General features: G+C 72.1%; 1 protein-coding gene. It reads right to left on the reverse strand.

The annotated features are described in order from the left end of the window. Positions 1-23,973, reverse strand: a 23,973-nt coding sequence (locus C8E87_RS45085; protein WP_279536844.1) for a type I polyketide synthase, incomplete at its 3' end; no start/stop codon positions are given. Positions 23,974-23,986: the final 13 nt, after the last annotated feature.

Here is a 23,986-nt window from a genome sequence, read left to right on the forward strand (position 1 = left end):
CGCCTGCCCCGCCATGTGCAAGGCGACCAGCGACGACGAACAGGCCGTGTCAACCGAGACCGCCGGACCCTCCAACCCCAGCGTGTACGCAAGCCGGCCCGACATCACACTCGCCGCGTTACCCGTACTGAGGAAACCCTCGCCATCGGAACCGGGCCAACCCGAGGAGCACCGGATAGTCCTGACCGTTGGTGCCCACATACACACCGGTGTCCGAACCCCGCAACCCCACCGGATCCACCCCGGCATCCTCCAGAGCCTGCCACGCCGACTCCAACAGAAGCGCTGCTGCGGATCCATCGCCAACGCCTCACGCGGACTGATCCCGAAGAACCCCGCATCAAAACTCACCGCACCAGCCAGGAACCCACCCTGATCCGGCACCCTCAAACCATCCGGCAACACCGACAGATCCCAACCCCGATCCGCCGGGAAAGCACCAATCCCATCACCACCCGCCGCCAGGAACTCCCACAACTGCGCAGGCGACGACACACCACCCGGGAACTGACAACTCATACCCACAATCGCGATCGGCTCGTCGAGCAGCGCGACCGCGGGCGCGGCTGGAGCGGCCTGAACGACCGAGCCGGCCAGCTCGGCCACCAGGAACTCGGCCAGCGCCAGCGGCGTCGGGTAGTCGAACACCAGCCCGGCCGGCAGGGTCAGCCCGGTTGCGGTGGCCATCCGGTTGCGCAGCTCGACCGCGGTCAGCGAGTCGAAACCCATCTCCCGGAACGCCGTGCCGGTCTCGACCGCTGCCGTCTCGCCGTGGCCCAGGACAGCCGCCGCCTGTTCCCGGACCATCGTCAGCACGATGCCCGGACGCTGGGCCGGGGCCGCCGCCCGGACCCGTCCCGCCAGGCCGCTCGTGGGCGCGTCAGCGGCCGGTTCCGCGGCTGCCAACGCGGTGCGTACCTCGGGCAGGTCGCCCAGCAACCGGCTCGGCCGAGCCACCGTGAACACCGGAGCGAACCGCGCCCAGTCCACGTCCGCCACGCACACCGAGCTCACACCCTGACCGACCGCTTCGGCCATCGCCCGGACCGCCAGGCGCGGGTCAATCGTCCGTACGCCGCGGCGGCGCAGCTCGGCGGCCACGTTCGCCCCGGCCATGCCGTCGCCCGCCCAGGGTCCCCAGGCCACGCTGGTGGTGTTGGGGTGGCCGGCAGCGTAGTCGTCAAGGAAGGCGTTGGCGGCCGCGTACATGGCCTGCCCGCCGCTGCCCCAGATCCCGGCGATCGACGAGAACAACACCACCGCCTCCAGCGGGTGGCCGCCGTCGACCAGCACCTCGTGCAGGTTCCTCAGCCCGTCGACCTTGCCCGACCACACCTCGGCCCGGGCAGCCGCGTCGAGTTGGTCGATCACTGTGGACTGTTCGACGCCGGCCGCGTGCACGACAGCGTTGATCGGGCCGAGCGGAGCCAGGACAGCCGTCAGGGCCTGACGATCGGCGACATCACACGCCAGCACCGTCACCCGCTTGCCCGACTCCGCCAGCTCCGCCACCAAAGGACCGGACGTGATACCGCGCCGGGACGTCAACACGACATGCTCGGCGGTAACCCAGCGCGCCACATGACCACCCAGACCACCCGTACCACCAGTGATCAACACCGTCCCACGCGGCCACCACACTTGTTGCGACGCGCTCGCCGGGGCGTGCACCAGACGCCGGGCGAACACACCATCAGGACGTACCGAAACCTGATCCTCACCACCACCGCCGGCCAGCACCGCCGCCACCGCGCTGCTGAGCGGGCCGTCCGGAACCTCGACCAGACCACCCCACCGCTGCGGATACTCCAAAGCCGCCACCCGGCCAAAACCCCACACCGCAGCATCCCGGCTCAACACCCACACCCGGGCCGTACCAGGCTCTTGAAGCAGCGCGATCAGCTCACCGATCGGATCCCCACCTGGCACCACCACCACACCGACCGGGTCGTCACCCTCAACCGAGGCGCCCGCCTCGACCAGCATCCGCCGCACACGACCATCCACGTCATCACCGTGAACCAGCCATGTGCCGTCCAGACGAGCAGCCGGAACAGTGACCGGCGACCACGTGACCTGATAACGCCAGCCATCCAGCAACGCGCGATCCTTGCGGCCCTGCCGCCACCGCGCCAACGCCGGCAGCAGCGCGGTCACGCCCTGCTCGTCGACCCCCAAAGTGCCCGCCAGCGCCGCGCCGTCACCCTGCTGCACCGCCTGCCAGAACTGGGCGTCCGCCGGGTCGGTGGCCGCCGGGCGGACCAGATTCGACTCCAGCCAGTAGCGGCGGCGCTGGAAGGGGTACGTCGGCAGGTCCAGCCGCGGCACCGGGGCCGAGCCCAGCAGCGCGGTCCAGTCGACCGGGCCGCCGTGTGCCCACACGCCGCCGAGCGCCACCACCGCCGTGTGCGCCTCGTCGCGATCCCGGCGCAGCACCGGAAGCCAGGTCCCCGTGTCGGCCGCCATCGCCGACAGCGTCGCGTCCGGACCGATCTCCACAAACAGGTGCCCGTCGAGCTCGGTCACCATGTCGTGGAACGGCACCGCCTCACGCGCATGCCGCACCCAGAACTCCGGCTGATCCACCTCCCCACCGACCACCGGCAACTGCGGCGCATGCCAGGTCAGCTCGGCCAGAACGTCGGCGAACTCGGCGAGCATCGGCTCCATCAACGGCGAATGGAACGCATGGCTCACCTTCAACCGCCGCGAACGGCCCGCCCACCGAGCCGCCAACTGTTCGACCACGGCCTCGTCGCCGGAGATGACGGTGGACTTCGGGCCGTTCACCGCCGCCACACCAACCCGATCGGTGTGCCCGGCAATCAACGCTTCCGCTTCGGCCTGCGAGGCGTCCAGGGCCACCATCGCCCCACCAGCCGGGAGCTGCTGCATCAACCGGCCCCGGGCTTTGACCAGTCGCGCCGCGTCCGCCAGATCGAGAACCCCGGCCACGTGAGCCGCCGCGATCAAGCCGATCGAATGACCACCCAGCGCCGCCGGGCGCACACCCCACGACTCGTACAGCCGGAACAAAGCCACCTGCACCGCGAACAACGCCGGCTGCGTATACGAGGTCTCGTCCAGCGAATCGCCGACGATCACCTCCCGCAACGGCATGTCCAACGCCGCGCACACCTCGTCGAACGCCGCCGCGTACACGGGAAACGCCTCGTAAAGGCCGAGACCCATCCCCGGACGCTGACTGCCCTGCCCGGAGAACAGGAACGCCACCCGGGCGTCGGGGGTCGCCACGCCGCTCGCCGAGTCGGAGCCGACCAGCACCGTCCGGTACGGCAACTGCGCCCGGCCGAACACCAGCGCCCGGCCGACCTCGTCGCCGGTCACCTCGGGCCGCGACGCCACGAACTGGCGCATCCGGGCCACCTGCTCGGTCAGGGCCTGCTCGCTGCGAGCCGACAGCGGCATCGGGACGACCGGCAGGTTCGCGGGTGAGGCCACCGGCGCCGGCTCGGGCTCCTCGAGGATCACGTGGGCGTTGGTGCCGCTGATGCCGAACGAGGACACGCCCGCGCGGCGCGGCCGGCCGTTGGCCTCCCAGGGGCGGGACTCGGTCAGCAGCTCGATCGCGCCGGCCGTCCAGTCGATCTGCGAGGACGGCGTGTCCACGTGCAGCGTCTTGGGGAGCCGGCCGTTGCGCAGGGCCAGCACCATCTTCATGATTCCGGCGACGCCCGCGGCCGCCTGGGTGTGGCCGATGTTCGACTTGATGGCACCCAGCCACAACGGCCGATCCTCAGGCCGGCCCTGGCCGTACGTCGCCAGCAACGCCTGCGCCTCGATCGGGTCACCCAGCTTGGTGCCGGTGCCGTGCGCCTCCACCGCGTCGATGTCAGCGGCGGTCAGCCCGGCGTTGGCGAGCGCCTGGCGGATGACCCGCTGCTGGGACGGGCCGTTCGGGGCGGTCAAGCCGTTGGAGGCGCCGTCCTGGTTGATGGCGCTGCCCCGGACCACAGCCAGGACCTGGTGCCCGTTGCGGCGAGCGTCGGAGAGCCGTTCCAGCGCGAGCATGCCGACGCCCTCGGCCCAGTTGGTGCCGTCGGCGGCGTCGGAGAACGGCTTGCACCGGCCGTCGGCGGCCAGGCCACGCTGCCGCGAGAACTCGATGTACGCGCCGGGCAGGGCGCTCACCGTGACGCCACCGGCCAGGGCCAGGCTGCACTCCCCTGAGCGCAGCGCCTGACTGGCCAGGTGCAGGGTGACAAGCGAGGACGAGCAGGCGGTGTCGAGCGACACGGCCGGGCCCTCAAGGCCGAGGGTGTACGCGACCCGGCCGGACGCGACGCTCGTGCTGGTGCCGGTCAGCAGGTGGCTCTCGCTGTCGTCGGCGCCGAATCCGTAGCCCACGGAGGCGATGCCCACGTACACGCCGGTGTCCGAGCCGCGCAGGCCGGTCGGGTCGATGCCGGCGTCCTCCAGCGACTCCCACACGGATTCCAGCAGCAGGCGGTGCTGCGGGTCCATGTCGACCGCCTCGCGGGGGCTGATGCCGAAGAAGCCGGCGTCGAAGCCCGCCACGTCGGTGACGAAGCCACCCTGGTTGATGTAACTGGTGCCGGGGCGTTCACCGGTCGGGTCGTACAGGGTGGCCAGGTCCCAGCCGCGGTCGGCCGGGAAGTCGCTGATCGCGTCCCGGCCGTCGGCCAGCAGCTGCCAGAGCTGCTGCGGAGAGTCCGCACCGCCGGGGAACCGGCAGCTCATGCCCACGATGGCGATCGGCTCGTCGATCAGCGCGACGGCCGGGGCCACCGTGGCGGCGCCGGCCGCCGAGCCGGTCATCCCGTCGAGCAGGAACCGGGCCAGCGCTCGGGGGTTCGGGTAGTCGAACAGCAGGGTGGCCGGCAGCCGCAGCCCGGTCGCCGTGGCGAGCCGGTTGCGCAGTTCCACCGCGGTCAGCGAGTCGAACCCGAGGTCGCGGAACGCCGCGTCGCTCTGCACGGCCTGGCTCCCGGCGTGGCCGAGCACCACGGCGGCCTGAACGCGCACCAGGTCGAGCACGGTGCGTTCGCGCTCGGCGGCCGACAGCGCGGCCAGCGTGCCGAGCAGGTCGGTGGCCCGGCCGGCGGCGGTCCGGCGTACGGTCCCGGCCAAGCCGCGCAGCAGCGGCGGGATTCCGGCCCCGGCCCGCCGCAGCCCGCCCAGGTCGAGCCGGATCGGCACCAGCGCCGGGCGGTCGTCGGCCACCGCCGCGTCGAACAGGGCAAGGCCCTGCTCCCGGGAGAGCACGCCGATTCCACCGCGGGCGAGCCGGGCCAGGTCGTTGCCGCCCAGGTTGCCGGTCATCGAGGACCGCTCGGCCCACGGACCCCAGGCCAGCGACGTTGCGGGGCGGCCGGCGGCCCGGCGGTGCTGGGCCAGCGCGTCCAGGTAGGCGTTGGCGGCCGCGTAGTTGCCCTGCCCCGGCGCGCCCAGCGTGGCGGAAGCCGAGGAGTACAGGACGAACCACGCCAGGTCGGCGTCGAGGGTGAGCTCGTGCAGGTTCCAGGCGGCGTCGGCCTTGGCCCGCAGCACGGTGGCGAGCCGTTCGGGGGTCAGCGATTCAACCGTGGCGTCGTCGAGCACACCGGCGGTGTGCACCACGCCGGTCAGTTCCTCACCGGCCAGCACTTCTGTGAGGGCGGTGCGGTCACCGGCGTCGCAGGCCGTCACCTGTACGCGCACGCCGGTCTCGGCCAGGTCGGCCGCCAGCCGCGACGTACCGTCCGCAAGCGCACCTCGGCGGGACAGCAGCACCAACCGGCCGACCTCGCGGGTGGCGGCCACGTGCCGGGCCAGCATCGCCCCGAGCGCGCCCGTGCCGCCCGTGATCAGCACCGTGCCTGTGGGCTGGGCGGCCGAGGTGCCGGACGGGGTGGCCCGGACCAGGCGACGGGTGTGCAGGACGTCGTCGCGCAGCACCAGTTCCGGCTCGCCGGACGCCACGATCTGCCGCAGCAACTCCTCCGACGGCTGATCCGGCCGATCGGTGTCGACAAGCACGAACCGATCGGGATGCTCGGACTGCGCCGACCGCACCAGACCCCACACCGCCGCCGCGCCCAAATCGGTGCCGTCCGAGGCGCCCCGGGTCAGCACCACCAGACGCTTGTCCGCCGACCCCGGATCAGCCAGCCATTCCTGCACACGCCGCAACGCCGCCTCGGCCTCCGGCGCAGCCGGACTCCACACCGTCACCCCGAGGGGACCCGCCCCCCGCACGGGGCCGGCGGCTCCCGGCAGCGGGAACAGCTCCACCACGAACAACGACCGGGCCGCGTCGGCCGCCGGATCGCTCATCTGATCGGTGGTCACCTCGCGCATGACCAGCGATTCGGCGGCGAGCACCGGTTCGCCGCGAAGGTCGAACGCCGCCACCGTGACCGCGCCGGGGATCTGCTCGTGGCGGGTCAGTTTCACGCGCAGCGTCTTGGCGCCCGCGGCGTACAGGCGGACACCGTTCCACGCGAACGGCAGCTGGGTGCGGTCGCCGCCGAGCAGCCCGCCGACGCCGATCGCGTGGGTGGCGGCGTCCAGCAGCGCGGGGTGCAGGCCGAACCGGTCGGCGTCGGCATCGTCGGGCAGCGAAACCTCGGCGTACACCTCGGACCCGGACGTCCACACGGCGCGCAGGCCCTGGAACGTCGGGCCGTAGCCATATCCGCCGGCAGCCAGTCCCTCGTACGCGTCGTCGATGTTCACCGGCTGCGCCTCGGCCGGTGGCCATGCCTGCGAGGCGGGCGTCTCGGCCGCGCCCTGCGAGGCCAGGACGCCGGTGGCGTGCCGGACCCACGGCCCGTCGCCCTGTTCGGGACGGGCGTAAACGTTTATCGGGCGGCGGCCGCTCTCGTCGGCGTCCCCCACCCAGACCTGCACCTGGACGCCGCCCTGGGGCGGAACAACCAGCGGCGCCTGCAGGGTGAGCTCGTCCACCACGGCGCATCCGACCTGGTCGGCTGCCCACACCCCGACCTCGACGAACGCCGTGGCGGGCAACAGCACCGAGCCGAGAACCACGTGGTCGGCCAGCCAGGGCTGGGCGGTCAGCGAGAGGCGGCCGGTCAGCAGGACGCCGTCGCCGTCGGCCAGCCACACCGCCGCGCCCAGCAGCGGGTGGTCGGCGGCGGTCAGGCCCAGGCCGCCCGCGTCGCCGGATCGTGCGCCGGCGTTGCGCGGCCAGTAGCGGACGTGCTGGAACGGGTACGCCGGCAGGCCGGCCCGGCGGGCCGGGCCGGCGCCCAGCAGGGCGGTCCAGTCCAGCGGGCCTCCGTGCACGTGGACCCCGGCAGCGGCGGTCAGCGCCGCCTGCGGTTCGTCGCGGTCGCGGCGCAGCGCCGGAAGCCAGGTCCCGGCGTCGGCGGCCATCGCCGACAGGGTCGCGTCCGGGCCGATCTCCACGAACACGTGGCCTTCGAGCTCGGTCACCATGTCGTGGAAGGGCACCGCCTCACGAGCGTGCCGCACCCAGAACTCCGGGTTGTCCACCTCCCCGCCGACCACCGGCAACTGCGGCGGGTTCCAGGTCAGCTCGGCCAGAACGGCGGCGAACTCGGCGAGCATCGGTTCCATCAGCGGCGAGTGGAAGGCGTGGCTCACCTGCAGCCGACGCGAACGACCCGGCCACCGCGCGGCCAACGCCAGCACGGTCTCCTCATCACCGGAGATGACCGTGGACGACGGGCCGTTCACCGCGGCGACACCGACCCGGTCGGTGTGCCCGGCGATCAGTTGCTCCGCCGCAGCCTGCGAGGCGTCCAGGGCGACCATCGCGCCGCCGGCCGGGAGCTGCTGCATCAACCGGCCCCGGGCCTTGACCAGTCGCGCAGCGTCGGCCAGGTCCAGCACACCCGCCACGTGGGCCGCCGCGATCAAGCCGATCGAGTGGCCGCCGAGCGCCGCCGAGCGAACACCCCACGAGTCCAGCAGCCGGTACAGCGCCACCTGCATCGCGAACAGCGCCGGCTGGGTGTACGCGGTCTGGTCGAGCAGCCCCGGCCGGCCGGCGATGACCTCGCGCAGCGGCATGTCGAGCTCGGCGCACACCTGGTCGAAGGCGGCCGCGTACACCGGGAAGGCGTCGTACAGGCCGAGACCCATCCCGAGGCGTTGCGAACCCTGGCCGGAGAACATGAACGCCACCCGAGCACCGGCAGCGGCCACGCCGGTCACCATCTCGGAGCCGACCAGCGCCGCGCGATGCGGCAGCTGGGCCCGGCCGAACGCCAACGCCCGGCCGACCGCCATCGGATCCGCAGCCGGGAACTCCCGCAACCGGGCCACCTGCTCGAGCAGGGCCGCCTCGCTGCGGGCCGACACCACCCACGGCACCACCGGCAGCGGCGTCACGGGCGCATGCACCGGCTCCGGCGCGGCCTCCTCCAGGATCACGTGCGCGTTGGTGCCGCTGATGCCGAACGACGAGACGCCCGCGCGGCGCGGACGGCCCTCGGTCTCCCACGACTGGGCGGCGGTGAGCAGCTCGATCGCACCGGCCGACCAGTTCACGTGTGACGACGGCGTGTCCACGTGCAGCGTCCGGGGCAGCCGGCCGTGCCGCATGGCGAGGACCATCTTGATGATGCCGGCGACACCCGCGGCCGACTGGGTGTGCCCGATGTTCGACTTCACCGAGCCGAGCCACAGCGGCCGGTCGGTGGTCCGGTTCTGGCCGTACGTCGCCAGCAGCGCCTGCGCCTCGATCGGATCACCGAGCCGGGTACCCGTGCCGTGCGCCTCGACCGCGTCCACGTCCGAGGCGTTGAGCCCGGCGTTGGCCAGGGCCTGGCGGATGACCCGCTGCTGGGACGGCCCGTTGGGGGCAGTGAGGCCGTTCGAGGCGCCGTCCTGGTTGACCGCCGTGCCGCGAACGACGGCCAGCACGTCGTGGCCGTTGCGACGCGCGTCCGAAAGCCTTTCCAGCACGAGAACGCCGACGCCCTCGCTCCAGCCGGTGCCGTCCGCGGCGTCGGCGAACGGCTTGCACCGGCCGTCCGGCGCCAGGCCGCCCTGCCGGGTGAACTCCACGAACACCGCCGGGCTGGTCAGCACCGTGACGCCGCCGGCCAGCGCCAGCGAGCACTCGCCGGACCGCAGCGCCTGTCCGGCCATGTGCAGGGCAACCAGCGAGGACGAACACGCGGTGTCGACCGAGACCGCGGGGCCTTCCAGGCCGAGGGTGTACGCCACCCGGCCGGACGCCACGCTGGTCGTCGAACCGGTAAGCCCGTGGCCCTCGCCGGTGTCGGCGCCAATGCCGTACCCGGACGCCGAGACGCCCACGTACACGCCGGTGTCCGAGCCGCGCAGCCCGACCGGGTCGATCCCGGCATCCTCGAGGGCCTGCCACGAGGTTTCCAGGAGCATCCGCTGCTGCGGGTCCATGGCGACCGCCTCGCGCGGGCTGATCCCGAAGAACGCGGCGTCGAACCCGGCCGCGTCGGCCAGGAAACCGCCCTGACCGGTGGCGCTGGAACCGTCAGCCACCACGCTCAGATCCCAGCCCCGGTCGGCCGGGAACCCACCGATCCCGTCACCGCCGGCCGCCAGCAGCTCCCACAGCTGTTCCGGGGACGACACACCGCCCGGGAACCGGCAGCTCATGCCCACGATCGCGATCGGCTCGTCGATCAGCGCGACGGCCGCCGTCACCGGGGCCGCCTGGGCCGCCGAGCCGGTCAGCTCACCGAGCAGGAACTCGGCCAGCACCGCCGGCGTCGGATAGTCGAACACCAGGGTCGCCGGCAGGGTCAGACCGGTCTCGGCAGCCAACCGGTTACGCAACTCCACCGCGGTCAGCGAGTCGAAACCCATGTCCCGGAAAGCCGTTCCGGCCTCGATCGCGGCGGCGTCCCGGTGCCCGAGAACCGTGGCCGCCTGCTCCCGAACCACCGCCAGCACCATGGCCGGACGCCGGTCCGCCTCGGTCTGCAGCACCCGGGTGGCGAACTCGCCGCGCGCGGGTCCGCCGGCCGGGACCACGGGCCGGGCCTCCGGCAGATCGGCGAACAGCTTGCTCGGGCGGGTCACGGTGAAGACCTCGGTGAACCGCGCCCAGTCCACGTCGGCCACGCACACCGAGCTCACGCCCCGGCCCACCGCGTCGGCCAGCGCTTGCAGAGCAAGACGCGGATCCAAAGCGCGTACGCCACGACGACGCAACTCGGACACGGTCCCGGCGTCAGCCATCCCGTCGCCGGCCCACGGGCCCCAGGCCACACTGGTGGTGTTGGGATGAGTGGCGGCATAGCCGTCCAGGTAGGCGTTGGCCGCCGCGTACACGGCCTGACCGCCGCTGCCCCAGACCGCCGAGATCGAGGAGAACAGCACCACCTTGTCCAACGGGTGCCCGCCCTCGACCAGCACCTCGTGCAGAGCCCGCAGACCCTCGACCTTGCCCGTCCAGACCCCGGCCAGCACCTCGCTTCCGGTCTCCGCGATCGCAGTCGCCTGCGAGACTCCGGCTGCGTGCACCACAGCGTTGATCGCACCGAACGGGGCCAGGGCAGCCGTCAAAGCCTGACGATCGGCGACATCACAGGCAAGCACGGACACCCGCGTGCCGGACTCCGCCAGCTCCGCCACCAGCGAACCCGACGTGACGCCCCGCCGCGACGTCAGAATCACGTGACCGGCACCGTTGGCGGCCACCCACCGCGCCACATGACCACCCAGACCACCCGTACCACCAGTGATCAACACCGCCCCACGCGGCTGCCAAACCTGAGCCGCGGCCATCGCGGGCACGCGCACCAGACGCCGGGCGAACACACCATCCGGACGCACCGAAACCTGATCCTCACCACCACCGGCCAGCACCGCCGCCACCGCGCCGCCGAGCGGACCATCCGGAACCTCGACCAGACCACCCCACCGCTGCGGATACTCCAAAGCCGCCACCCGGCCAAAACCCCACACCGCAGCATCCCGGCTCAACACCCACACCCGAGCCGTACCAGGCTCCCGAAGCAGCGCGATCAGCTCACCGATCGGATCCCCACCCGGCACCACCACCACACCGACCGGATCATCACCCTCAACCGACGCGCCCGCCTCGACCAGCATCCGCCGCACACGACCATCCACGTCCTCACCGCGAACCAGCCACGTGCCCTCCAAACGAGCAGCCGGAACAGTGACCGGCGCCCACGTGACCTGATAACGCCAGCCGTCCAGGACTTCGCGGTCCTTGCGGCCCTGCCGCCACCGCGCCAACGCCGGCAGCAACGACGTCAAACCCTGCTCATCAACCTGCAACGTGTTCGCCAACGCAGCACCATCACCGCGCTGCACCGCCTGCCAGAACTGCGCATCGACCGAATCCACCGCCGGCACGAACTCACGCATCCGAGGCCAGTACCGCTCGCGCTGGAAGGCGTACGTGGGCAGGTCGAGCCGCGGCACGGGGCCGGTGCCGAGGAGGGCCGTCCAGTCCACCGAGCCGCCGTGCGCGTGGATCCCGGCCGCGGCGGCCAGCGCCGTCAGGGGTTCCTCCCGGTCCCGGCGCAGCACCGGAAGCCAGGTCCCGGCATCGGCCGCCATCGCCGACAGCGTCGCGTCCGGACCGATCTCCACAAACAGGTGCCCGTCGAGCTCGGTCACCATGTCGTGGAACGGCACCGCCTCACGCGCATGCCGCACCCAGAACTCCGGCTCGTCCACCTCCCCACCGACCACCGGCAACTGCGGGGCGTGCCACGCCAGCTCCGACAGGACCGCTGCGAACTCGGCCAGCATCGGCTCCATCAACGGCGAATGGAACGCATGGCTCACCTTCAACCGCCGCGAACGACCCGACCACCGCGCCGCCAACTCCTCCACCAGCACCTCATCGCCCGAGATCACCGTGGAGGACGGCCCGTTCACCGCCGCCACACCGACCCGATCGGTGTGCCCGGCGATCAGCGCTTCCGCCTCGGCCTGGGAGGCGTCCAGGGCCACCATCGCCCCACCAGCCGGGAGCTGCTGCATCAACCGGCCGCGGGTCTTGACCAGCCGCGCCGCATCCGCCAGGTCCAGCACCCCCGCAACGTGGGCCGCCGCGATCAGACCGATCGAATGACCACCCAGCGCCGCCGGAGTGACACCCCACGACTCGTACAGCCGGAACAAAGCCACCTGCACCGCGAACAACGCCGGCTGCGTATACGAGGTCTCGTCCAGCGAATCGCCGCTGATCACCTCCCGCAACGGCATGTCCAGCGCCGCCGACACCTCGTCGAACGCCACCGCGTACGCGGGAAACGCCTCGTACAAACCGAGACCCATCCCCGGACGCTGACTACCCTGACCGGAGAACATCAACGCCACCCGCGCGCCCGCACCCGCGACACCGGTCACCACGGCCGGCGAACGGTCCAGATCGGCCAGGCCGTCGAGCAGCATGCCACGATCGGAGCCCAGCACCACCGCCCGGTGCGGCAACCGGGCCCGGCCGCTCAGCAACGCCCGGCCCACCTGCGCAAGGTCCAGAACCGGCCGCTCCTCGACAAACCGCCGCAACCGCAACGCCTGCTCCCGCAAGGCGCTCTCGCTGCGGGCGGACACCAGCCACGGCACCACCGGCAACGCCGGGCCTTCCGAAACCGGCGACGGCCCGGCCTCCTCCAGAATCACGTGCGCGTTGGTGCCACTGATCCCGAACGACGACACACCCGCCCGGCGCGGACGGCCATTCACCGCCCACGGGCGGGCAGCAGTCAACAGCTCGATCTCGCCTGCCGACCAGTCCACGTGCGACGACGGAGTCTCCGCGTGCAGCGTCTGCGGCAGAACACCGTTCCGCATCGCCAACACCATCTTGATGATCCCGGCCACACCAGCCGCCGACTGGGTGTGCCCGATGTTCGACTTCACCGAACCGAGCCACAGCGGCCGATCCTCGGGGCGGTCCCGGCCGTAGGTCGCGAGCAGCGCCTGCGCCTCGATCGGGTCGCCCAGTTTGGTGCCGGTGCCGTGCGCCTCGACGGCGTCGACATCGGCCGGGTTCAGGCCCGCGTTGGCGAGCGCCTGACGGATGACACGTTGCTGTGAGGGGCCGTTGGGAGCCGTCAGCCCGTTCGAGGCGCCGTCCTGGTTGACCGCGCTTCCCCGTACGACCGCAAGGATCTGGTGGCCGTTACGACGAGCGTCCGAAAGCCGTTCCAGCACCAGAATGCCGACACCCTCACTCCAACCGGTGCCATCCGCCTCGTCCGAGAACGCCTTGCAACGGCCGTCCGGGGAGAGGCCACCCTGCTGGGCGAACTCGACGAAGATGCCGGGCGTGGCAAGCACCGTCACGCCACCGGCCAGCGCCATCCCGCACTCGCCGGAACGCAGGGCCTGGCTCGCCAAGTGCAACGCCACCAGCGATGAGGAACAGGCGGTGTCGACCGAGACCGCGGGACCCTCAAGGCCCAGGGTGTACGCGACCCGGCCGGACGCCACGCTGGTCGTCGAACCGGTCATCACGTGGCCCTCGCCGATGTCGGCGCCGAGGCCGTACCCGGACGAGGCGATGCCCACGTACACGCCGGTGTCCGAGCCACGCAGCCCGACCGGGTCGATCCCGGCGTCCTCCAGGGCCTGCCAGACGCCTTCCAGCAGCAGCCGCTGCTGCGGGTCCATCGCGAGCGCCTCGCGGGGGCTGATGCCGAAGAACCCGGCGTCGAACCCGGCGACGTCGGTCAGGAACCCACCACGGGTGGCGTCATCCGTTTCCGGCCAGCCGCGGTCGGCCGGGATCGCCGTGATGCCGTCGCCGCCGGCCGCCAGCAGGTTCCACAGCTGCTGCGGGTCCTCGACACCGCCGGGGAAGCGGCAGCTCATGCCCACGATGGCGATCGGCTCGTCGATCGGCGCGGCGGCCGCGACCGCAACGGCGGTCTGCGGGCCGGAGCCGGTCAGCTCGTCGATCAGGAACCGGGTCAGCACGCGCGGGGTCGGGTAGTCGAAGACGAGAGTTGCCGGCAGCCGGACGCCGCTGGCCGCGCCGAGCCGGTTGCGCAGCTCGACGGCGGTCAGCGAGTCGAAGCCGAGGTCCCGGAACACCGCGTCGGCGTCCACCGCCTGACCGTCGGCGTGCCCGAGAACGACGGCGGCCTGCGCCCGTACGAGTTCCAGGACCGTACGTTCGCGGTCCGGGCCGGTCAGGCCGGCCAGCTCCCCACTCAGCCCGGCCACGGCGGCCGCCCGGCGGGACTTCCCGGCCAGCGCGCGCAGCAGCGGCGGAACCTCGGTGGCGGCGGTACGCCGCAGCGCGGACACGTCCAGCCCGATCGGCACCAGCACCGGGCGGCCGTCGCCGATCGCCGCGTCGAACAGCGCCATGCCCTGCTCGCGGGAGAGCGCGTGAGCACCACCGCGATCCATCCGGGCCCGGTCCGACTCACCGAGGTGCCCGGTCATCGCCGACCGGTCCGCCCATAGGCCCCAGGCGAGCGACTGACCCGGCAGGCCGAGCGCCTGACGGTGCTGCGCGAGAGCGTCCAGGAAGGCGTTGGCGGCCGCGTAGTTGCCCTGCCCCGGCGAGCCGAAAGTGGCCGACGCCGACGAGTACGACACGAACCAGGCCAGGTCGGCCTCGCGGGTCAGCTCGTGCAGGTTCCACGCCGCGTCGGCTTTGGCCCGCAGCACGGTCGCTACCCGTTGGGGCGTCAGCGATTCCACGGTGGCGTCGTCGAGCACCCCGGCGGTGTGCACCACACCGGTCAGCCTCCGGTTGGCGAGCAGCGTTCGCAGTCCGGCCTGCTCGCTCGCATCGCACACCATCACGTGGACCCGTGTACCCGCCTCGGCCAGATCGGCGGCCAGCGCGGCCGTACCGTCGGAATGCGGGCCCCGGCGGGACAGCAGCAACAGCTCACCGATCCCGTGGCTGCCGGCGAGGTGCCGGGCCAGCATCGAACCCAGGACGCCGGTGCCGCCGGTGATGAGCACCGTGCCGTCCGGGTCCGGCGCCGGGTAACGCAGCACCACCTTGCCGACGTGCCGGGCGGCCTGCAGATAACGCAGCGCGGCAACGGCGCGCGACACCTCGAAGACGGTCATCGGCAGCAACTCGGCACCACCGTCGGCGAACATGTCCAGCAGCTCGGCCAGCATCTCACCGAGACGCTCGGGGCCGGCCTCCATCAGGTCGAACGCGCGGTAGTTCACACCTTCCGGGTCACGCAGGTCCGCCTTGCCCATCTCCAGGAACCAGCCGCCAGGCGCCAGCACATCCAACGACGCATCAATGAACTCACCCGTCAACGCGTTGAGCACCACATCAACGCCACCCGCGAACTTCTGGCGGAACCCCAGATCCCGCGACGAAGCCACCCGCTCCCGCGCAACACCCAGCCCATACAACACCTCCCACTTACCAGGACTCGCCGTCGCATACACCTCAAGACCCCACGCCAACGCCAGCTGAATCGCCGCCATCCCCACGCCGCCCGCACCCGCGTGAATCAGAATCCGCTGACCAGGCCGGACACCAGCCAAATCCCGCAACGCATAAAACGCGGTCAAAAACACCACCGGAACCGAAGCCGCGTCCGTCAACGACCAACCACCCGGCACCCGCGCCACCAACCGCGCATCCGTCACCACCACCGGACCCAAACCGGCACCAATACCGAACACCCGATCACCGACCGCAAGCGTGTCGACATCGGAGGCGACCTCCAGCACCACACCCGCCAGCTCGCCACCCATCACCGCACCCGGATCCGGATACATCCCCAACCCGACCAGCACATCCCGGAAATTCAAACCCTGCGCACACACGGCCACCCGCACCTGACCACCAGCCAAAGGAGCCAAAGCCTGCGCATACGGCACCGCGGTCAAATTGTCGAGCGCACCCGGCTCCGACATCGCCAACCGCTCACCCGCCCGAACCGCCAAAACCCCGCCAGCCACCCGAACCAGCCGACGGGCGTGCAGCACACCGTCACGCAAAACCAACTCCGGCTCACCGGAGGCCACAACCACCCGCACCAACTCATCCGACGGCTCCCCCGGTCCGTCGGTGTCGAGCAACACGAACCGGTCCGGATGCTCCGACTGCGCCGACCGCACCAAACCCCACACCGCCGCCGCGGCCAGATCAGCGCCGTCCGAGGCGCCGCGGGTCAGCACCACCAGGCGGGCGTCGTCCGACGACGGGTCGGCCAACCACTCCTGCACCCGGCTCAGCGCCGCCGACACCGAGGCCGCCACGTCACCTGCGGGCGGGCTCCAGACGACGACGCGGGAAGTGCTGAGGGGATCGGTCCCGGCGGCTCCCGGCGCCGTCGGCAGCGGGAACAGTTCCACCGCGAACAGCGACCGGGTGGCGTCGGGCGCCGCCGCCGGGGAGGAAGGCGCGCGCAGCAGCAGCGACTCGGCGGTCAGCACCGGCTGGCCCGCCAGGTCGAACGCCGCCACCCGCACAGCGTCGGGGATGTCCTCGTGGCGGGTCAGCCGCACCCGCAGCGTGTTCGCGCCGGAGGCGTGCAGGCGGACGCCGTTCCAGGCGAACGGCAGCAGCGCCCGTTCGCCGTCGAGCAGGCCACCGACGCCGATCGCGTGGGTGGCGGCGTCCAGCAGGGCCGGGTGCAGGCCGAACCGGTCGGCTTCGGCCTGGTCGGGCAGGGCCACCTCGGCGTACACCGCCGCATCGGATCGCCACACGCCGCGCAGGCCCTGGAACACCGGGCCGTAGGCGTAACCGGCCTGGTTGAGCCGCTCGTACGCGCCGTCGATGTCGACCGGCTCGGCGGTCGGCCACGCCAGCGGCTCGACCGCGAGGGCGGCCTCTTCGGGGCTCAGGACGCCGGTGGCGTGCCGGGTCCACGGGCCCTCACCCTGCTCGGGGCGGGAGTAGACGTTGACCGGGCGGCGGCCGGACTCGTCGGCGTCACCCACCCACACCTGGACCTGGACGCCGCCCTGGGCCGGTACGACCAGCGGCGTCTGCAGGGTGAGCTCGTCGATCACGGCGCACCCGACCTGGTCGGCGGCCCAGATGACCATCTCGGTGAACGCCGTGCCGGGCAGGATCGCCGAGCCGAAGACGATGTGGTCGGCCAGCCAGGGCTGGGCTGCCAGCGAGAGGCGACCGGTCAGCAGGACGCCGTCGCCGTCGGCCGGCCACACGGCCGCACCCACCAGCGGGTGGTCGGCCGAGTTGAGGCCGAGCGCGCGAGCGTCTCCGGACCAGGTGCCCGAGACGCGGGGCCAGAACCGTTCGTGCTGGAACGGGTAGGTCGGCAGGCCGGGTGCCAGGGTGGGGCCGTCGCCGAGGAGCGCCTTCCAGTCGACGGTGCCGCCGTGGGCGTGGATCCCGGCCAGCGCGGCCACTGCCGTACGCGGCTCGTCCCGGTCCCGGCGCAACGCCGGGAGCCAGACCCCCGCATCGGCCGCCATCGCCGACAGGGTCGCGTCCGGGCCGATCTCCACAAACAAGTGACCGCTCAACTCAGTCACCATGTCGTGGAACGGCACCGCCTCACGAGCATGCCGCACCCAAAACTCCGGCCGGTCCACCTCCCCACCAACCACCGGCAACTCAGGCGCGTGCCAGGTCAACTCGGACAAGACAGCAGCGAACTCGGCCAGCATCGGCTCCATCAACGGCGAATGGAACGCATGGCTCACCTTCAACCGCCGCGAACGACCCGACCACCGAGCCGCCAACTCCTCCACCACAGCCTCGTCACCCGAGATCACCGTGGACTTCGGCCCGTTCACCGCCGCCACACCAACCCGATCGCTGTGCCCGGCAATCAACGCCTCCGCCTCGGCCTGGGAGGCGTCCAGGGCCACCATCGCCCCACCAGCCGGCAGGTCCTGCATCAGACGGCCACGCGCCTTCACCAACCGCGCCGCATCCGCCAGATCCAGCACCCCCGCAACGTGAGCCGCCGCGATCAAACCGATCGAATGACCACCCAACGCCGCCGGACGCACACCCCACGACTCGTACAGCCGATAGAGAGCCACCTGCACCGCGAACAACGCCGGCTGCGTAAACGACGTCTGATCCAACTGCGACGCCTCCGAGATCACCTCCCGCAACGGCATGTCCAACGCCGCACACACCTCGTCGAACGCCGCCGCGTACACCGGGAAGACCTCGTACAGGCCGAGACCCATCCCTGGACGCTGACTGCCCTGCCCGGAGAACATCAACGCCACCCGAACATCGGCAGCCGCCACCCCGGTCACCGTCTCGGAACCGACCAGCACCGCCCGATGCGGCAACAACGCCCGCCCGAACGCCAACGCCCGCCCCACCGCCACCGGATCAGCCGCCTCGAACTCACGCAACCGGCTGACCTGCTCCTCGAGAGCCCGCTCACCACGCGCCGACACCAGCCACGGCACCACCGGCAGCACCCGGCTCTCCGAAACCGGCGACGGCCCAGCCTCCTCCAAAATCACATGCGCATTCGTGCCACTGATCCCGAACGACGACACACCCGCCCGACGCGGCCGACCGCCGGCCTCCCACGGCCGCTGCGACGTGAGCAGCCGAACGTTGCCCGCGGACCAGTCCACGTGCGACGACGGCGTGTCCGCGTACAGGGTCTTGGGCAGGACGCCATGGTGCATGGCCAGCACCATCTTGATCAGACCGGCCACACCCGCCGCCGCCTGGGTGTGCCCGATGTTCGACTTCACCGAGCCGAGCCACAGCGGCTTGTCCTCGGGGCGGTTCTGGCCGTAGGTGGCGAGCAGGGCCTGAGCCTCGATCGGGTCGCCCAGCTTCGTTCCGGTGCCGTGCGCCTCCACCGCGTCGACGTCGGCCGCGTTCAGGCCCGCGTTGGCCAGGGCCTGCCGGATGACGCGCTGCTGGGACGGGCCGTTGGGGGCGGTGAGCCCGTTCGAGGCGCCGTCCTGGTTGATCGCCGTGCCGCGGACGACGGCCAGCACCCGGTGGCCGTTGCGGCGGGCGTCCGAGAGCCGTTCGAGAACCAGGACGCCCACACCCTCGCCCCAGCCCGTGCCGTCGGCTTCCTCCGCGAACGCCTTGCAGTGGCCGTCGGCGGCCAGCCCACCCTGGCGCGAGAACTCCACGAACAGCCCGGGTGTCGCCATGACCGTGACGCCGCCGGCGAGAGCCAGCCCGCACTCGCCGGAACGCAGCGCCTGCCCGGCCATGTGCAGCGCCACCAGCGAGGACGAACAGGCGGTGTCGACCGAGACGGCCGGGCCTTCCAACCCCAGGGCGTACGCCAGGCGGCCGGAGATGACGCTGGCGGCGTTGCCGGTGCCGACGAACCCGTCGCCGTCCGAACCGGCCATGCTCAGCAGCGCCGGGTAGTCCTGGCCGTTGGTGCCCATGTAGACACCGGTGTCGGTGCCGCGCAGGCCGACCGGGTCGACTCCGGCGTCCTCGAGGGCCTGCCAAGAGGTTTCCAGCAGAAGGCGCTGTTGCGGGTCCATGGCGAGGGCCTCGCGGGGGCTGATCCCGAAGAACGCCGCGTCGAACCCGGCCGCGTCGTCCAGGAAGCCGCCCCGGTCGGTGGCGCTGGAACCGTCGGACAGGACGCTCAGGTCCCAGCCGCGGTCGGCCGGGAACGCCGTGATGCCGTCGCCCTCGGCCGCCAGCAGGTCCCACAGTTGCTGCGGGGAATCCACGCCGCCCGGGAAACGGCAGCTCATGCCCACGATCGCGATCGGTTCGTCGAGCAGCGCCACGGCCGCGGTGGCCGGCGCGACCTGCGCCGACGCGCCGGTCAGCTCGGCCACCAGGTGCTCGGCCAGGATCAGCGGCGTGGGGTAGTCGAAGACCAGGGTGGCGGGCAACGCGAGCCCGGTCACGGCGGCCAGCCGGTTGCGCAGCTCGACCGCGGTCAGGGAGTCGAAACCCAGTTCCCGGAACGCGGTGCCGGCCTCCACGGCGTTGGCGTCGGCGTGCCCGAGAACGACCGCCGCGTGCCGGCGGACCACCCCGAGCACGATGGCCGGGCGCTCCCCCGGATCCGCCTGGCCGATCTGGGTGGCGAGCGGGGATTCCTCGCCCACGACCGGGCCGACGTCCGGCAGCTCGCTCAGCCAGGCCGGAACGCCACGGCCGTCGGCCACCAGCCGGGCCCAGTCGGCTTGCACCACGGCGAGATAGCCGTCGCTGTCCAAGGCGTGGGCGAGCGCGGTCACTGCGACCGCCGGGTCCATCCCGGGCCGGCGTCCCCGGACCAGGTCGGAGTCGCCGAGCCCGCCACCGGCCCAGGCGCCCCAGCCGATCGACACCATCGGGGCGCCCTGCGCACGGCGGTGGAGGGCGTACGCATCGAGGAAGCCGTTGGCGGCGGCGTAGTTGCCCTGTCCGGGCGACCCGATCAGTGCCGCCATCGACGAGAACAGCACGAACGCCGACAGGTTCCGGTCGGCGGTCGCGTCGTCCAGTGCCCGTACGGCGTCGACTTTCGCCCGTGCCACGGTCGCCAGCCGCTCCGGCGTGAGCGTGCCGATCATCCCGTCGTCGAGCACGCCCGCGGTGTGCACGACCGCGTCCAGGCCCGGTGTCCGGGCGACGATCGCGTCCAGCGCCGCCCGGTCCGCGACGTCGGCCGCCACGACTTGCACGGCGATGCCGGCCTCCGCGAGTTGCCGCACGGCGTCGGCCGCGCCGGGGGCCGTGATCCCACGCCGGGACAGCAGGACCACGCGCTGGGCGCCTTCCGCGGCGGCCCACAACGCCGTCCGTACGCCCAGTGCACCCGTCCCGCCGGTGATCAGAACCGTGCCGGACGGACGCCAGCCGGTGCCGGACGTGGTTGCCGCCGGGCGCAGCCGCAGCCCGAACACGCCGTCCGGGCGTACCGCGACCTGGTTCTCACCGCGCCGACCGGCAAGCATCGGCACGGCGTCGGCGGGGCTCGACGAGGCGGACAGGTCGATCAGGCCGCCCCAGCGGTCCGGCGACTCCGAGCCGAACACCCGGCCGAGGCCCCACAGCTGGCCCTGCCAGGGGTCGGTCACCGGCTCGACCGCGCCCTGGGTGACCACCCACAGCCGGGCCGGCTCCGGCATCGAGCGCATGACCTCGAGCAGCTCAGCCGCGCAGTCCGGACCCGACCCGGCCAGGAACACGGCACCGGCCAGGCCGGGCGGCCACTCCCCGGCCACGACCTGCGCACCGGCCGCGGTCAGGGCTTCCGTCCACTCCTCGCTCCGGGCGTTCTCGCCGCCGAGGACCGCCCAGCTGCCCGACAACCGGGCCTCGGGCGCCGCCAACCGGGACCACTCCAGGCGGTAACGCCACCCGGCCAGCTCGGACCGGGTCTGCCGCTCCCGCAACGAGGCCAGTGCCGGCAGAACCGCGTCGGCGTCCTGCCGCCGGACCGCTTCCCAGAAGTCGGCGGTCAGGCCGGTGAGCCCGTCCACTGACGTACGCGGGGAGAGCTCTGGCCAGTACCGCTCGCGCTGGAACGCATACGTGGGGAGGCCGAGCAGCTGGGCGGGGCCCCCGCCGAACAGCTTCGCCCAGTCCACCGTGCCGCCGTGGACGTGGATCCCGGCCAGCGCGGCCATCACCGACTGCGGCTCGTCCCGGTCCCGGCGCAGCGTCGGAACCCAGTCCCGGCTTTCGGAGGCCATCGCGGTCAGGGTGGCGTCGGGGCCGATCTCCACGAACAGGTGCCCGTCGAGCTCGGTCACCATGTCGTGGAACGGCACCGCCTCACGCGCGTGCCGCACCCAGAACTCGGGGTTGCCGACCTCGCCACCGACCACCGGCAACTGCGGGGCGTGCCAGGTCAGCTCGGCCAGAACGTCACCGAACGCGGCCAGCATCGGTTCCATCAGCGGCGAATGGAACGCATGGCTCACCTGCAACCGCCGGGAACGACCCGGCCACCGAGCAGCCAACTCCTCAACAAGCGCCTCGTCACCGGAAATCACCGTGGACTTCGGGCCATTCACCGCCGCCACACCAACCCGATCGGTGTAACCAGCGATCAACGCTTCCGCCTCGGCCTGGGAGGCGTCCAGGGCCACCATCGCCCCACCCGCCGGGAGGTCCTGCATCAGACGGCCACGCGCTTTGACCAGCCGCGCCGCATCCGCCAGATCCAGCACCCCGGCCACGTGAGCCGCCGCGATCAGGCCGATCGAGTGACCGCCCAACGCCGCCGGCGTCACACCCCACGACTCGTACAGCCGGAACAAAGCCACCTGCACGGCGAACAACGCCGGCTGCGTAAACGAGGTCTGATCCAGCGAATCGCCGACGATCACCTCACGCAACGGCATGTCCAACGCCGCGCACACCTCGTCGAACGCCGCCGCGTACGCGGGGAACGCCTCGTACAAACCGAGACCCATCCCCGGGCGCTGACTGCCCTGACCGGAGAACAGGAACGCCAGCCGGGTGTCACCGGTCGACACGCCGCGGACGACGCCGGGCCCGTTGTCCAGGTCGGACAGGGCGCCGGCCAAGGCCGTACGGTCGGCGCCGAGGACCACCGCGCGGTGCGCCAGATGCGCCCGGGTGGTGGCCAGCGCCCGGCCAAGCCAGACCAGGTCGAGGTCGGGCTCGTCGGTCACGAACTGGCGCAGCCGGGCCGCCTGGTCGTGCAGCGCCTCCTCGACGCGGCCCGAGAGCATCCACGGCACGACCCCGCCGGGCAGCACGGACGGGCCCGCGTCGACCGCCGGTTCCGGCTCGGCCTCCTCGATGATCACGTGCGCGTTGGTGCCGCTGATGCCGAACGCCGAGACACCCGCCCGGCGCGGACGCCCGTCCACCTGCCACGGCTGGGTCTCGGTGAGCAGCTCGATCGCACCGGCCGACCAGTCCACGTGGGACGACGGCGTGTCCACGTGCAGCGTCCTCGGCAGGACGCCGTTGCGCATCGCGAGAACCATTTTCATGACCCCGGCGACACCGGCGGCGGCCTGCGTGTGGCCGATGTTCGACTTCACCGAGCCGAGCAGGAGCGGACGGTTCTTGGGCCGCTCCTGGCCGTACGTGGCGAGCAGGGCCTGCGCCTCGATCGGGTCACCGAGCCGGGTGCCGGTGCCGTGGCCCTCGACCGCGTCGACCTCCTCGGCGGCAACCCGGGCGTTGGCCAGCGCGGCCCGGATGACCCGTCGCTGGGAAGGGCCGTTCGGGGCGGTGAGGCCGTTCGAAGCGCCGTCCTGGTTGACCGCGCTGCCCCGCACCACGGCGAGCACGTGGTGGCCGTTGCTGCGGGCGTCCGAAAGGCGTTCCAGCACCAGCACACCGGCACCCTCACCCCAGCCGGTGCCGTCGGCGGCCTCGGCGAACGCCTTGCACCGGCCGTCGGGGGCCAGGCCGCCCTGCCGCGAGAACTCCATGAACACGGCGGGCGTCGACATCACCGTGACGCCGCCGGCCAGCGCCAGGTTGCACTCCCCCGCCCGCAGCGCCTGTACGGCGAGGTGCAGCGCCACCAGGGACGAGGAACACGCCGTGTCGACCGAGACCGCCGGGCCTTCGAGCCCCAAGGTGTAGGCCAGCCGGCCGGACAGCAGGCTCGCACCGGTTCCGGTCAGGCCGTAACCGTCGTTGCCGGCGACCGCGGCGCTCAGCAACGCGGCGTAATCCTGGTTGCTGATGCCGACGTACACGCCGGTCTTGGAGCCCTTCAACCCGGTCGGGTCGATGCCCGAGCGTTCGATGGCCTCCCACGAGATCTCCAGGAGCAGCCGCTGCTGCGGGTCCATGGCCGTGGCCTCGCGGGGGCTGATCCCGAAGAACGCCGCGTCGAACCCGGCCGCGTCGCTCAGGAATCCGCCCTCGGTGACGAAATCACCGCCGGTGATCTGTTCCCCCCACCCCCGATCGGTGGGGAACCCAAGCGCGGCGTCGCGCCCCTCGGAAAGCAGTTCCCACAATTGTTCCGGAGTGTCAGCCCCGCCCGGGAAACGGCAGCCCATTCCTACGATCGCGATCGGCTCGCGCAGCCTGCCCTCAACATCAGCCAGGCGTGAGCTGGTCTCATGGAGATCCATGGTGGCCCGCTTGAGGTATTCGCGAAGCCTGTCCTCGATCGTCATTACCTGCCACCCA

The sequence above is a fragment of the Paractinoplanes brasiliensis genome (genome assembly GCF_004362215.1).
Classification (GTDB): domain Bacteria; phylum Actinomycetota; class Actinomycetes; order Mycobacteriales; family Micromonosporaceae; genus Actinoplanes; species Actinoplanes brasiliensis.